General features: G+C 75.4%; 11 protein-coding genes. 3 read left to right on the top strand and 8 right to left on the bottom strand.

The window, feature by feature from the left end:
* Nucleotides 1–298: 298 nt before the first annotated feature.
* The 5 genes from ACW14Y_RS32125 to ACW14Y_RS32105 form a co-directional block, all read right to left on the bottom strand.
* The gene (locus tag ACW14Y_RS32125; protein WP_255360182.1) at nt 299–427 is read right to left on the bottom strand and encodes a hypothetical protein; all 129 of its coding nucleotides are present in this window, start codon (nt 425–427) and stop codon (nt 299–301) included.
* Between the two features lie 246 nt (nt 428–673).
* Nucleotides 674–1,351: a GTP-binding protein gene (locus tag ACW14Y_RS32120; protein WP_456984396.1), complete on the bottom strand. Its 678-nt coding sequence runs from the start codon at nt 1,349–1,351 to the stop codon at nt 674–676.
* The gene (locus tag ACW14Y_RS32115; protein WP_380312921.1) at nt 1,332–1,946 is read right to left on the bottom strand and encodes a DUF742 domain-containing protein; all 615 of its coding nucleotides are present in this window, start codon (nt 1,944–1,946) and stop codon (nt 1,332–1,334) included. Before ACW14Y_RS32115 ends, ACW14Y_RS32120 begins: the two co-directional genes overlap by 20 nt.
* Nucleotides 1,943–2,362, bottom strand: a complete 420-nt coding sequence (locus ACW14Y_RS32110; protein WP_030392000.1) for a roadblock/LC7 domain-containing protein — start codon at nt 2,360–2,362, stop codon at nt 1,943–1,945. The genes ACW14Y_RS32115 and ACW14Y_RS32110 overlap by 4 nt, the downstream gene beginning before the upstream one ends.
* Nucleotides 2,359–5,499, bottom strand: coding sequence for a nitrate- and nitrite sensing domain-containing protein (locus ACW14Y_RS32105; RefSeq protein WP_456984394.1), 3,141 nt, complete (start codon nt 5,497–5,499; stop codon nt 2,359–2,361). Before ACW14Y_RS32105 ends, ACW14Y_RS32110 begins: the two co-directional genes overlap by 4 nt.
* Nucleotides 5,500–6,015: 516 nt before the next feature.
* On the opposite strand from ACW14Y_RS32105, the gene ACW14Y_RS32100 reads away from it, so the two are divergent.
* The 3 genes from ACW14Y_RS32100 (at nt 6,016) to ACW14Y_RS32090 (ending at nt 10,722) form a co-directional block, all read left to right on the top strand.
* Nucleotides 6,016–7,863, top strand: a complete 1,848-nt coding sequence (locus tag ACW14Y_RS32100) for an AMP-dependent synthetase/ligase (protein ID WP_456984392.1) — start codon at nt 6,016–6,018, stop codon at nt 7,861–7,863.
* Between the two features lie 222 nt (nt 7,864–8,085).
* Nucleotides 8,086–9,315, top strand: a complete 1,230-nt coding sequence (locus ACW14Y_RS32095) for a polysaccharide deacetylase family protein (RefSeq protein ID WP_456984390.1) — start codon at nt 8,086–8,088, stop codon at nt 9,313–9,315.
* A gap of 336 nt (nt 9,316–9,651) precedes the next feature.
* Complete coding sequence (locus ACW14Y_RS32090) at nt 9,652–10,722, top strand: nitroreductase/quinone reductase family protein (protein ID WP_456984389.1); 1,071 nt, start codon at nt 9,652–9,654, stop codon at nt 10,720–10,722.
* A gap of 105 nt (nt 10,723–10,827) precedes the next feature.
* Here the strand turns inward: ACW14Y_RS32090 and ACW14Y_RS32085 are convergent, their stop codons facing one another.
* From ACW14Y_RS32085 to ACW14Y_RS32075, 3 genes are all read right to left on the bottom strand, one after another.
* On the bottom strand, nt 10,828–11,628 hold the full coding sequence (locus ACW14Y_RS32085; protein WP_266273527.1) for an SGNH/GDSL hydrolase family protein: 801 nt from the start codon (nt 11,626–11,628) through the stop codon (nt 10,828–10,830).
* A gap of 351 nt (nt 11,629–11,979) precedes the next feature.
* Nucleotides 11,980–12,633 (bottom strand): hypothetical protein, encoded by a 654-nt coding sequence (locus ACW14Y_RS32080; protein ID WP_456984387.1) that lies wholly within the window; start codon nt 12,631–12,633, stop codon nt 11,980–11,982.
* 216 nt (nt 12,634–12,849) lie between these two features.
* Nucleotides 12,850–13,815 (bottom strand): hypothetical protein, encoded by a 966-nt coding sequence (locus ACW14Y_RS32075; RefSeq protein WP_456984385.1) that lies wholly within the window; start codon nt 13,813–13,815, stop codon nt 12,850–12,852.
* Nucleotides 13,816–14,003: the final 188 nt, after the last annotated feature.

Below are 14,003 nucleotides of genomic sequence, written 5' to 3'. Positions count from 1 at the left end.
GAGGTCAGCGGAGGGAGTGCCGGGACGCGCTGGGCGAGCCCGGACACGTCTGGTCGAACAGGTGTGGCTGGCGGGACGGCCAGAACGGTTCGAGGAGGTTCACTGGTGCTCTCCGCAAAGCGGGCAGGGCCGACGGCGGACCACCGGACTGCTGTCCGGTGCTGCCGGGTCGACGATGCGATGGACCGTCAGCGTCCGCCGGGCCCGTCCGGTGAGTCCGGGAGGGGCGCACCGGCCGGGAGATCCCCCGGGCGGCGAACGGCGGTGACGGTGAGGTGGCTGGCGACGGTTGGCGAGGTCAGCGACAACAGGCGCTGCAGATCAGCGCGTGGTCGATGTACCGCCGGACGGTCAGCGCCGGGGTGGCCGGCATGGCGAGATCGGCTTGGGCGGACCCGGCCGCGGCACATCGCTGCTCGACGTTCATGGTTCGGTCCTCCCCCCTCGGTCTGCCGGTACGTCCCCGTACCGCGCTGCGACACGCGTGCCGGACGCACACCGGGTGCGCGGCACGGTCGAGGCATCCCGGCAGTGGGCCCGGGCGGCCTTCGTCACCAGAGCCTTCCACGCCGGGCCCGTCAAGGCAACCTGCTCGGCCGGGATCGTCCGGCATGTGAACACCCTGATGAGACGCCACCTGTCGGACCGGGGCGGAGGACCGGGCCGGGCGGGCTCAGCGGGCCCCGGTGCCCGTCCCGGCGCTCGTCCCCCGGCGCGCCGCCGCGTGCTCGACCAGGGCCACCAGCAGTTCCTTGCCGTCCTCGCGGCGGCGGGCGTCGCACAGCACCACCGGGATGTCCGGGTCCAGGTCGAGCGCGTCCCTGACCTCCTCGGGCGAGAACAGCTCACTGCCCTCGAAGCAGTTCACGGCGACCAGGAACGGGATCCGCCGCTGCTCGAAGAAGTCCACCGAGGGGAAGCAGTCCGCCAGCCGCCGGGTGTCGGCCAGTACCAGCGCGCCCAGCGCGCCCCGGGCCAGCTCGTCCCAGACGAACCAGAACCGGTCCTGGCCGGGCGTGCCGAACAGGTAGAGGGCGAGCCCGGGCCGCAGGTCGATCCGGCCGAAGTCCATCGCCACCGTGGTGGTGCGCTTGGCCTCGACGCCAGCGGTGTCGTCCACCGGGCGGCCCAGCTCGCTCAGCTCCTCCTCCGTGCGCAGCGGCCGGATCTCGCTGACCGAGCCGACCAGGGTGGTCTTGCCCGCGCCGAAGCCGCCGGCGACCAGGATCTTCACCGCGACCGCCGGACCGCCCCACCAGCGCGGGTCGTTGGCCCGCTCGGCGCCCCCGTCGTACGCGGGGCCCGGGGCGTCGGCGGCGGGGGCGTGGAGGTCAGAGCGCACGGAGTCCATTGATCACGTCTCGCAGCAGGCGCTCGTCCGGCAGCTCGGCGAGCGGAACGGGTCGGGTGACGCTGATCAGCTCGGCGTCGTAGAGATCGCCGAGCAGGACGCGTACGACGCTGACCGGCAGATCGGTGTAGGAGCCGAGCTCGGCCACCGAGATCGGCTCCCGGCGGCACCAGGCCAGGATGGTCTGGTGCTCGGGGTCCAGCACATGGGCGGGGACGGCCGCGGCGACCGGCGCCGGGTCCTTGGCGACGATCAGCGAGATCAGGTCGAACAGTCCGTCCTCGACCGGTCTGGCCCGGCCCCGGGTCATCGAGTAGAGGCGCACCACCGGGCCGGCCTCGTCGTCGAACCAGCGGTCGTCGACCGGGGTCCGCGCCCGGAACAGGTCGAGCCCCGGATCGTCCCCGTCCCGGCCCTCACCGCCCCGGTCGTCCGGACCGCGACCGTCCGGACCCCGGTCGGCGGCTTCCCCGCCGGTCGCTCCGGCCGCTCCGGCCGTGCCGGAGGCACCGGCCGGCTCCGCACCGGAAGCACCGGCCGGCTCCGGGCCGGCTGCCACCGCCCTCGGCTCCTCGTCCGCCATCGGACCGCTCATCTCCCGGGCGGTGCCACGTCGGCGCGCGGTTCGGCGGCCAGGTGCTCGCCGACCCGCTTGACCAGCAGGGCCATCTCGTAGGCGATCTGGCCGATGTCGGCCTCGGCCTCGCTCAGCACCGCCAGGCAGCTGCCGTCGCCGGCCGCGGTGATGAACAGGAAGGCCTCGTCCAGCTCGACCATGGTCTGGCGCACGCCGCCGACCTTGAAGTGCCCGCCGGCGCCCTTGGCCAGGCTGTGGAAGCCGGCCGCCACGGCGGCCAGGTGCTCGGCGTCCTCCCGGGCGAGGTCGCGGGAGGCGCCGGTGGCCAGGCCGTCGCCGGAGAGGATCACCGCGTGGCGCAGGGCGGCCACCCGGCCCACCAGGTCGTCCAGGAGCCAGTTGAGGTCTCCGGACGACTGCGTCGAAGTGGTCATGAATCAGTTCCTTCTGCTGGAGCGGGTCGTGCGGATGGTGCGGGTCGTGCTGGGCCTGCCCGCCGTACGTGCGGTGCGGGTCGTGCCGGTCGTGCGGATGGTGCGGTGCCTTCGGGCGGCCCGTCGGACAACGGACCGGCGGGTCCGTCCGGTTCCGCGACGAGGCGCGGGGGCCGGACGAACCTGGTCGGCGGCGGCACCGGCGCCCGTCGGACCAGCGGCGCCGGCTCGCCCCCGGAGGGGCCGGGCAGCGCCGCCGGGGCGGGTGCCGGGGCCAGCGCGCGGCGCGCCGTCGGCGCCGGGAAGGGCGTCGGGGTCGGCGTCTGCGTCTGCGTCTGCGTCTGCGTCCGTGTCGGCGTCGGGGCGGCCGTCGGCCGGGCGGCCGGGGTGCCGCGGCCCCGGGTGAAGCCGCGCTGGAACGAGGCGAAGGTGGCCCGCGCCTCCTCGGGCGAGCGCTCGCGCACCGGTTCGTCACCGCCGCCCGGCGCACCGGAGCCGCCCGGGCCGTCGGCCCGCCCGGCGGCCGCCTCCGCCGCGCGCTCGCGCAGCTGCGGGGCGAGGCTCGCCTGCCGCACCCGTCGCGGCAGCCCGCCCGGCGTAGCGGTGGTGGCGGTCGTCGACGGGGCGGTCCGCGGCGGCAGGGCGTCGGCGGTACCCGGGCCCGTCGCCGCGGGCGCCGCTGCCTTGCTCCCGGCCCCGGTTCCGGCCCCGGTCCCGGACTCGGCCGCGGTCCCGGCCGCGTCGGCGGTCCCGGTCCGGAGCTCGGCCGGGTCCGGCCCGAGGGAGTCGAGGCCGTCCGCCGCGGCCGCCGGGTCGTCCGCGCGCCGGTGGCGGCCGGTGCCGGGGCCGGTCGCGTCGGCGGCGGCCGCCGTGACCAGCACGGGCCCGCCGCTGCCGCGCGCGCGGCGCGGCAGACCGCCGGGGGTGCGGGCCGGTTCGGGTGCCGAGGGGCGCGGCCCACCGGCGATCCGGTGCCGGCCGCCCGCTCCGTTCGCCCCCCTCGGCGCACCGTTGGCGCCGCCCGTACCGTTCGTACCGTTCGTACCGTTCGGGCCTCGCGCGTCGAGGGAGTCGGGGGCGTCTTCCTCGGCCAGGGCGGGCACCGCGACCAGGTCGCGCTGTCCGCGCCGACCCACCGCCGACCGTCGGCCGCCGACCGGGCCGGGTGCGGCGACCGGGCCGGTCCCGTTCCCCGTCCCCGCGCCGGGGCCCGAGGCCGCGGGCGGCTCCGGCAGCCCGTCCGGCGCCTCCGCCAGCAGCTCGCGCGGTATCAGCACCACCGCCGTCGTCCCCCCGTACGGGGAGGGCCGCAGGTGCACCCGGATGCCGTGCCGACGCGCCAGCCGGCTGACCACGAACAGGCCCAGCCGGTCGGTGTCGGCGAGGTCGAACTCCTGCTCCACCGCGAGGCGTTCGTTGATCCCGGCGAGCAGTTGCTCGCTCAGCCCGAGCCCCCGGTCGTCGATCTCCAGCGCGAAGCCGTGCGCCACCACCTCGCCCTGCACGGTGACCTGGGTGCTGGGCGGGGAGAACACCGCGGCGTTCTCGACCAGTTCGGCGATCAGGTGGGTGACGTCCGCGACCGCGCTGCCGAGCAGGCCGGTACCGGGGAACGGCCGGACGATCACCCGGGCGTAGTCCTCGACCTCGCCGACCGCCGCGCGGACCACGTCCACCATCCGCACCGGCTTGCGCCAGGCCCGGCCCGGCGAGCCGCCGGCCAGGATGATCAGGCCCTCCGCGTGCCGCCGCATACGGGTGGTGAGGTGGTCGACCTTGAAGAGGTCCTCCAGCTCCGCCGGGTCCTCGGCGCGCCGTTCCATGGTGTCGAGCAGGGTCAGCTGGCGGTGCAGCAGGACCTGGCTGCGGCGGGCCAGGTTGACGAAGACGGCCGAGACGCCGCGGCGCAGTTCGGCCTGCTCGACGGCGGCCTCGACGGCGGCCCGCTGCACGGCGTTGATCGCGCGGCCGACCTGGCCGATCTCGGCCTGGCCGAACTCCAGCTCGGGGGCCTCGGTGGCGACGTCCACCGACTCGCCCTTGCGCAGCCGCAGCATCACCGAGGGCAGCCGGGTGCCGGCCAGTTCGTTGGCCGCGTTGCGCAGGCCGATCAGCTCGCGGACCAGGCCCCGGCCGATCCGGAAGGAGATGAGGACCGAGAGCACCACCGCGACCAGACCGATCGCACCGGCGATGCCGCCGCGCCAGAGCAGTCCGACCGCGTAGGAGTGGTCGCGGTCGTCGATGGTGCCGCTCAGCCGGGCGTTGATCGCCGCGAGGTCGCCGAGGGCGCGGTCGGCGGTCTCCCGCCAGGCGTCGCCGTTGATCGCCTGCACCACCCGCTCGGGTCCGCCGGCGCCGACGAAGTCCGCCTCGGCGCGGGCCAGCGCGGCCCAGGCCTCGCCTCCGCGCAGGGCGATGTAGTCGGCCTGGTCGACCGGGTCCAGTTCGGCGATGTAGACGGTGAACAGCGCCTGCTGGTTGTGCAGCGCGTCGAGCGCGACCTGGTACTGCTCGGAGGTCGGCCGGCCGGTCCCGGTGCGCAGCCCCTCCATCGCCGCGTCCTCCTGGGCGAGGTACTCCCGGGCGCGCATCAGCTCGATCATGATCGTGCCCTGCCGCGGGAGTTGGCCGCTCTGGCGGGCGACGAACGCGGACCGGAAGCCGAAGGTGGGCTTGATCAGGTCGGTGTACTGGCCGAGGGCGAACTCCCAGTTCAGCGCGGCGCGGCCGATCTGGGCGCGGAGCGGGCTGAGCTGGTCGGCGGCGGCGAGGATCTGCAGGTAGCGGCCGCGCTGGGCCTCGTCGAGCCGGCTGCCCTCGGTGTCCTTCTTCTGCTGCAGGACGGCGAGGTCGTGGTCGGTGGCGGCGCGGGCCTGCTCGAAGGCGTCGCGGGCGGCGCGGGAGGCCGGGTCGGCGAGCCTGCGGACGGCGGCCCGGCGCTCGTTCTGCAGGTCGTGCGCGTACAGGTCGACCGGGGTGCCGAACTCCTTGTAGGTGGCGCTGACGTCGAGCCGGCTCCAGACGTCGCCGGTGGTGGCGAGCGTCGCGTACGCCCAGAGGGCGGTGAGGGCGACGATGGGCACCAGGAGCAGCGCGATGATCTTCGCGCGGATCGAGCTGCTGCGCAGACGCATGGAGTCCTCGGTCGGGAAGTGCCAGGCGCGGACGGGGTGCGGGGACTACGGGGAGGTACGCGGGGGCGGGGCGGCCTGGGGGCGGAGCGGAGCGTGGGGGCGGGCGACACGGAGGCGGCTCGACCCGGAGGCGGGTCGGCACCGACGAGTTGACACGGACGAGTTGACGCGGACAGGGTTGGTACGGACCAAGCGTCGGCCAGGGGCAGCGCTCGGCCGCGACCGAGGGCCCCGGCCGCAGGTCTGCGAGACTCTACTACGGCCTGACCACTCGTTCGAGGGTCGAACCCGCCCTCTCCTCGGGCCTCCCCCCGCGCCTCTCCCCGAGCCGGTCCGGATCGTGTCCGGATCGCCGTCGTGATCACCGCTCCCGCACAGTCGTACGACGCTCCCGACGACTCCGCGACACTTTCCGCACACGCCGGTGCCGATCTCGTCGCGTCACGGTCACAACCCTGGGCAGTCGGCGGGCGATCCGATAGTTTCGCTGCACCTGCAGGACTGATCGGGGGGATCGTGCGCGAGTTCACCACCCCCGCCCCGGCCGGACCGCCGGCCGCCGGAGGGCTGGCCGACTCGCTCTACGACACCGCGGAGCGCTCCCCCGCCCTGGTCCAGCTGTCCCGCCGGACCGACCGCGCCCGGCAGGCCGCGACCGGGGACGCGTGGCAGGACATCACCGCCGCCGACTTCCGCGACGAGGTGCTCGCCCTCGCCAAGGGCCTGCTCACCCGGGGCGTGCGCTACGGCGACCGGGTCGCGCTGATGTCCCGCACCCGCTACGAGTGGACCCTGTTCGACTACGCGCTCTGGTCGATCGGCGCGATCTCCGTCCCCGTCTACCCCACGGCCGCCCCCGAGCAGGTCCGCTGGATCCTCGCCGAGACCCAGGCGGTGGCCTGCCTGGTCGAGGACGAGGACCACGCGATGACGGTCGGCGCGGTCTGCGACGCGTTACCCGACCTGACCGGCATCTGGCAGCTGGACCGGGACTGCGTCGAGGCGATCGTCGAGGACGGCCGCGGGGTCCCCGACTCGCTGGTCCACCGGCAGCGGCTCGGCGTCACCACCGACACCGTCGCGACCGTCGTCTACACCTCCGGCACCACCGGGCGCCCCAAGGGCTGCCTGATCACCCACGGCGCGCTGGCCGCCGCGGCCGAAGCGCTGCTCGACGGCTGGGGCGAGGCGCTCCGCGACACCGGCGGGCACCCGCCGTGCACCGTCCTGTTCCTGCCACTGGCACACGTCTACGGACGGATGGTGCAGATCGCCTCGATCCGCGGCGGCTTCCGGATCGGCCACGTCTCCGAGGTGTCCACGGACGCGCTGCTGCCCGCGCTCGCCGCGCTCCGCCCGACCTTCCTGCTCGTCGTCCCCTACGTCCTGGACAAGGTGTTCCAGCAGACCCGGCGCACCGCCGAGGAGGCCGGCCGCGGCGAACTGCTCGAACAGGCCCGGCAGGTGGCCGTCGACTGGGCGGCCGCCCGGGAACAGCGCGCCTTCGGGCGGGGCCCCGGTCCCGGCACCGCGCTGCGGCTGCGCCACCTGGCCTACGAACGCACCGTCTACCAGCGGCTGCGCACCGTGTTCGGCGGCCGGGTGCGGGCGTTGATGTGCGGCGGCTCGACCCTCGACCGCGAACTCGGGCTCTTCTTCGCCGGGATCGGCTTCCAGTTGTTCGAGGGCTACGGGCTCACCGAGACCTCGGCGGCGGTCACCGGCAACCCGCCCGGACGGTCGAAGATCGGCTCGGTCGGACGGCCGGTGCCCGGTGCGACGGTGGCGATCGCCGACGACGGCGAGGTGTGGGTCCGCGGCCCCGGCGTCTTCGGCGGCTACCTCAACCATCCGCGCTGCACCGCCGAATCGCTCTTCGAGGGCTGGTTCGGCACCGGTGACCTCGGCAGCCTGGACGAGGACGGCTACCTGACCATCACCGGCCGCAAGAAGGACATCATCGTCACCAGCAGCGGCAAGAACCTCGCGCCCGCCGCGCTGGAGGTCCGGGTGGAGTCGCACCCGCTGGTCTCGCAGTGCCTGGTGGTGGGCGACGACCGGCCGTACGTGGCCGCGCTGATCACCCTCGACCCGGCGGCGCTGGCGCACTGGCTGAAGCGGCGCGGGCGCGGGCAGTCGGACCCGTGGACCGTGCTCGCCGACGAGGACCTGCACGCGGAGGTCCAGCGGGCGGTGGCGGCGGCCAACACCGCCGTGTCGCGGGCCGAGTCGATCCGCGCCTTCCGCTTGCTGCCCAGGGAGTTCGGGGTGGAGCAGGGGCTGATGACGCCCTCGCTGAAGCTCCGGCGGGCGGCGATCGTCGAGTACTACGCGGCCGACATCGAGGAACTGTACGCCCCCTGACGTCTCGTCTTGTCCCGTTTTACGCAAGTGAATTGGGAGTCCATCGGGCACGACCGGTCCCTTGACGATCGCGGTGGTCCAGTCCATTGTTTTGCTCCGGTCCGAGTGCGGCACGCCGACGCTCCCGCCCCTCCGGGAGCACCCCCACGTCCCGTTGTCCGCGCGTCCGCCCCACGGGCGCGTCCCCCACGCTGGAGTCCCCACGTGTCCATCTCGTTGCGCATGTCCACGCGTCCGTCCGCCCTCGGGTTCGGGCGGCTGTCCTCCCGGCTGCCTTCCCGCCTGCCCTCCCGCCTGCCTTCCCGCCTGCCCGCACTGGCCGCCTCGGCCGCGCTGCTGGTGGCCGGCCTGGCCGGACCGGCCGTCGCGGCCCCGTCGTCCGCGGAGCCGTCCTCCGCGGCCGCGCCCGCGTCCGCCGCCGCTCCCGCCGTCAACCTGGCGACCAACCCCGGGTTCGAGATCCCCGCCTCCTCGCTCGCCGACTGGGGCAGTGTGCCCGGCTGGCGCTGTTCCGGCGGGCCCGCCGAGGCCGCCCTCACCACCGCCGCCCCGCACTCCGGCACCTCCGCCCTGGCCGTCACCCCGGCCGGCGACGAGTCCACCGGCGAGTGCGTGCAGACCGTCTCGGTCCAGCCCGGCACCACCTACACCGCCTCCGCCTGGGTCCGCGGGAAGTTCGTCTTCCTGGGCGCCACCGGCGGCACCGACCGCCCGACCGCCCCCGCCTGGACCGAGTCCACCAACGGCGGCTGGCAGAAGCTGACCACCCGCTTCACCGCCGCCCCGGGCGCCACCACCGTCAAGCTCTCCGTCCACGGCTGGTACCAGCAGGGCCCGTTCGCGGTCGACGACGTCCGCGTCGACGGCCCCGCGCCCGCCCCGGCGACCGCCGCCGCCTCGGTGCCGACCAGTGACAAGGTGGTCTTCTTCACCGTCGACGACGGCTGGCAGACCACCCCGGAGGCGGAGCAGGTCATCGCCGCCAACAAGCTGCCGATCACCGCCTTCCCGCTGCCGATGGCCGCCGCCAACAACCCCGACTACTTCCGGCGGGTGACCGCCGCGCCCGGCTCCTCGATCCAGAACCACAGCGTCTCCCACACCGACCTCACCACCCTCTCGCCCGCCGCGCAGCAGGTCGAGATCTGCGACGCCCGCGACTCGCTGACCCGCCTGTTCGGCACCGCGCCGACCGTGTTCCGCCCGCCGTACTTCGCCTGGAACGCCGACACCCTCCAGGCCGCCGCCAACTGCGGCATGCGCACCGTGCTCACCGCCGACGCGGACTTCAGCTGGGGCGCCTCCAACGTCTGGCACGAGGGGACCCTGTCGCCCGGCGACGTCGTCCTGATGCACTGGACCGACACCCTCGCCGACGACCTCCGCCGCGCCCTGGCCGCCGCCGAGGCCGCCGGTCTCAAGCCCGCCGGCCTGGCCTCCTACCTGCGCTGACACCGCCGGCACCCAGCAGCACCGCGCACCGCCGACCCCGCACCGGGGCCGGCGGTGCGCCGTTTCCCGGACGCGTCGGTTCCCCGTCGCGTCGACGCGTCGACGCGTTGACAGCGGAGCCGCACGGATGCTGGGATGGCCGCGTGCAGCGTGGCGCCGGCCAAAGAGATGTGGGCCGGCCGGCAGCCGGGCCGGCACTCGACACCGAGGGACGACGCGTGACGAGAACGATCTCCGCTCCCCTTTCCTGAGCTCCTCGGAGCGCTTCTTCGCGGCCGCGATCGGCCCCCTCCCGGGGCTGTGCCGCCGCTTCCCCAGAAAGAGCCGCACAGTCGTATGCCCATGTCTTCCCTGTCGTTCAATCAAGCTGTCGTCGAGGAGTTCCGCGCCCGTGGCGGGAGGGTCGGCGGACCCTTCGAGGGCGGGGACCTGTTGCTGCTGACCACCGTCGGCGAACGGTCCGGGCGGGAGCACACCGTCCCGCTCGGATTCGTCCGGACGGACGGGCTGCTGCTGGTCGTCGCCTCGGCGGCCGGGGCGCCCGAGCACCCGCAGTGGTACCGCAATCTGCTCGCCCGTCCGCTGGTGCGGGTCGAACTCGGCACGGAGGTCTTCGACGCGACCGCCGTCCCCGCCGAGGGCGACCGGCGCGAGCGGCTGTTCGAGGCCGTCGTCCGGTCGGCCCCCGGCTACGGGGACTACCAGCGGCGCACCGCGCGGCGGCTGCCCGTGGTCGTCCTGGAGCGCCCCGGGGCCGGGGTTGGGGCCGGAACCGGGGCCGGGGTTGGGGCCGGAACCGAGGCCGGGGCCGTGGTCGGAACCGAGGCCGGGGTCGGGGTCGGGGTCGGAACCGAGGCCGGGGCCGTGGTCGGAACCGAGGCCGGGGTCGGGGTCGGGGTCGGAACCGAGGCCGGGGTCGGGGTCGGGGCCGACGCTCCGGCACGCGAGGTGGCGAGCCTCGCGGACAAAGTGCTGGAGGTGCACGACTGGCTGCGTGCCCAACTGCGGCAGCTGCGGGCCGAGACCGAGGCGCACCTCGCCGGCGACGCCAGGCGCGCTCCGTCGCTCGGGCTGCAGATCCGCCGGCACTGCCTGGCGTTCTGCCAGGGCCTGACCGTGCACCACACCGGCGAGGACCGGGGCGTCTTCCCCGCGCTGGCCCGCAGCCACCCGGAGCTGCGGGGCGTGCTGGAACAGCTGGCCGAGGAGCACCGCACGGTGGCGCGGCTGAAGGACGAGCTGGTCGCGCTGGTGTCCGACCTCGATCCGGCCGAGCCGGAGGCGTTCCGGGCCGCGCTGGCGCGAACGGCGGACGAGCTGGAGTCCCATCTCGCCCGCGAGGAGCGGGAACTGCTGCCCGCGCTGGCCGGGATCCCGTTCCCCCCGCCGGGGCGCTCGGGGCGCTGACGGGACGGGCCCGCCGGTCCCTCCCTGGTGGGGGACCGGCGGGCCCGCCGGGCTGTGCGGTCGGGAGTGGGGACGGGGACGGGGGCCGGCCGGTGCGTGCGGGCGTCAGGCCTGCGCGGTGAACACCGGCAGGAAGCCGCCCGAGTGGCCGGCGGCCTTCGGGTGGTAGCTCTCCTCCACCGGCAGGGTGGTGCTGTTCAGCCAGGTGGTGCTGGAGCCGCAGATCTCGTGCTCGCGGAAGATCGACCGGACGTCGCCGAAGGCGAATCCGGCGTTGGCGGCTCGCTTGGCGATGACGTCGTCGAGCACGTCGGCGGCGCCGTTGATGGCGGCCCGCTTGGTGTCGCCGATGCCGAAGATGCAGCTGCCGCCGACCTTGTAGAGGTGCGGGTAGCCGAGCACGACGACCCGGGCGTTCGGGGCCTTGGCGTGGATCGCCGAGTAGACCTGGTCGAGCTTGCCGGGCAGCGTGCCGGTGGCGTAGTTCTTCGCGGTCGCGACCGCGTTGAGACAGGCGCTCTCCGAGTCCAGGACGCAGGTCTGCATGGTGCTGGCGAAGCCCGCGTCGTTGCCGCCGACGCTGATGCTGACCAGCGTGGTGGCCGAGTTGAGGGTGGACAGCTGGTTGTTGAGCACGTCTCCGGTTCTGGCGCCGGAACAGGCGAGGAACGAGAAGGAGGACGGCGCGTGCGCGTTCTTCCACAGGTACGCGTACGCGTTGGTGCTGCGCTTGCAGCTGCCACTCTCGCTCGTGTAGCTGCCGGCCCCGAGGCCGGAGGCGTAGGAGTCGCCGAGCGCGACGTAGTTGACTCCGGCGGCGTGGGCCGAACCGGCTGTGACGAGGGTGGTCAGGGAGAGGAGCGCCGCGGTGACGGCGACGGACATGGCACGGGCAGGGCGTAGCATGACACCTCCTGGGAGTGACGTGCGTCACACAATTTGATACCAGGCGGTAGCTAACTCTGGAAGTTGTCATGCCAAGGCAATTGACGGTCAGTCTGACAACGGCGCGGTGAACTGCCCCTTCTGGCACGGTAAGTGCGCCAGTGCGCCGGTTTCCGGGCGTCGCCCGATCGAGGGACGGAACTCGGCCGGACGTGCGACCGCCGTCGGCGCCGTGCTCGGGCGCGCGGCCCGGCGCGCGGCACGCGCACCCGGCGGTCGGGCCGACGGCCGGTCAGGTGGTCAGGTGGCCAGTCGGGCACCCGGTCGGACGGTCAGGCGGTCGGACGGTCAGGCAGCCAGGCGGTCAGGCGGTCAGGCGGTCGGCGATTCCCCCGGGGCGGTACCCGCGGCGGCACCCGGGGCCGCGCCGGGGGACAGCTCGCAGCCCGCCGCCGGGAGCTCCTCGATCGTCTCGTCGGCGGCCGAGGGCACACCCAGCCTCCGGACGGCGGTCGCCACCGCCGCCCGGGCCTGACGCAGGCCGGGCGCACCCCAGCCGAGCAGCTCGACGGCGAGGCCCGGTGCGACCAGCAGCCGCCGGTAGTGCCGCCCCGAGGCCGGGTCCGGCGCGCTCGGACCGACGGCCCGCAGCGCGGCGGCCATCCGGACCCGGGCGCACTCGTGGCCGCCGTTGGCCGAACCGACCCGGTCGTAGAGGTAGCCGAGGTAGTACGGCGTGCCGATCAGCGCCTGCGCCTCCTCGGCCGCCTCCCGGGCCAGCGCCGAGCCGGGGTCACCGGCGTCCTCCGGCTCCAGCGAGCCCCCGGGCAGCGAGACCACGCCGTCCTTGGGGTTGACCAGGGTCAGCACCCGGCCGTCGGGGGCGAACAGCCACCCCCAGGACTGCTTCACCGGCAGCCCGGCCGGCACCTGCTCGCCCGGTCGCCACGGCCAGCCCGCCGTGGGACGCCGGCGCACCCGGCCGAGCAGCTCGGCGATCTCCGCGCTGTACTCGATCCGGCTCATGCGTCCCCCCTTTCGGTGTCGGGCTCGCCGGACCGACGGTGCGCGGGGACGGTTCGCGGTGCGCGGTTCGGGGCGGAGCGGTGGGCGCGGCGGCGTGGGGCACCGGCCGTTCCCACTGTTGATCTTCCCCGAAATCTTCCCCGAACAGGCGGTCGATGAACAGTCCCCAGCGCCGCTTGGTGGACAGCCGGGGCCGAACGCCCTGGTCAGCCGCCATCAGGCCAGGGGCCCACCCCCGCCCCCGGTCGGCCGCTCCCGCGGCGGTCCGCCCTCGCCCGACGGCGGCGGCGCCGGCAACGGGAAGCCCGGCAGCGGGACGACGGCCGGCGGGAAGGGCAGGCCCCGGCCGACGTCGTCGGCGAGCTCGTCCAGCACCTCGCGGACGGTCATCGGCCGCAGCCGACCGCCCCGCAGGGCCCACCCCCGCACCGTCTGCCCGCCGGGGGCCGCCGGGTCCCCGTGCAGCACCATCGCACCGGCGCCGCCGACGGCGAGGCCCGCCGCCAGGGTCACGCAGAACGCCTCGGCGTCCCGCCCGCCGGGCCCGGGCCGGCCCCGCTCCACCCGGACGTCGGTCGCCGAGGTCAGCTCCTCGCCGTCCTCCGGGCCGTGGCAGCGCAGGGTCAGCAGGTGGATCCCGTCACCGGCCCCCGCGCCCACCGCCAGCTGGACCTCGACGGCGTGCCGCATCACCGCCACCAGCCGCCGCTCCCCCGGCGGCCCCTCGCCCGCCGCCGTCAGCAGGGCCGCCATCGCGACCGAGATCCGGACCCGCGCCCGGTGGTCGTCGGCCAGCTCCGGCAGCAGCACCGCCAGCCGCTGCCCCGTGTAGAGGAACGGCTCCCCGGCCAGCTCCGGATCGGCCGCGTACGCGACCCGGGCCGCCGCGTCCCCCGGCGCGAAGCCGAGCTCCTCGCAGTACTCCGCGTAGTCCGCCGGGTCCAGCACCCGGAGGTGGACCTCAAGACCCTGTCCGCGCAGCGCGCGGAGCTGGACCGCCACCCGCCGCAGGTAGGAGCGGAAGGTCAGCCCGCCGAACAGCCCGTGCCGCGCCAGGTCCGCGAAGTCGGCGGCACCGACGGCCAGCGCGAGCGCCACCGGCTGCGGCGGCGGCGCCCCGCGCGGACGCCCCCGGCGCCGCTCCAGCACCCCGGGACCGGCGGGCCCGCCCGAAGCGCCCACCCGGGGCTCGCTCGCCCCGCCGCCCGGCGGCCGCCCGTCGGGGACCCTCCCGCCCGGCCCGTTCGGCCCCGGCCGACGCCGCTCCGCCCCCGGACCCCACAGCCGCACCACGGGCGCGCGCCACCGCTCCCGGCAGCCACCCGCACCCGGCCGCCGGTCACGGCCCCGCCGCCGGCGCCGCTCGCGGC

Source organism: Kitasatospora sp. cg17-2, assembly GCF_054031055.1.
This window is presented reverse-complemented; position numbering and strand designations above follow the sequence as displayed.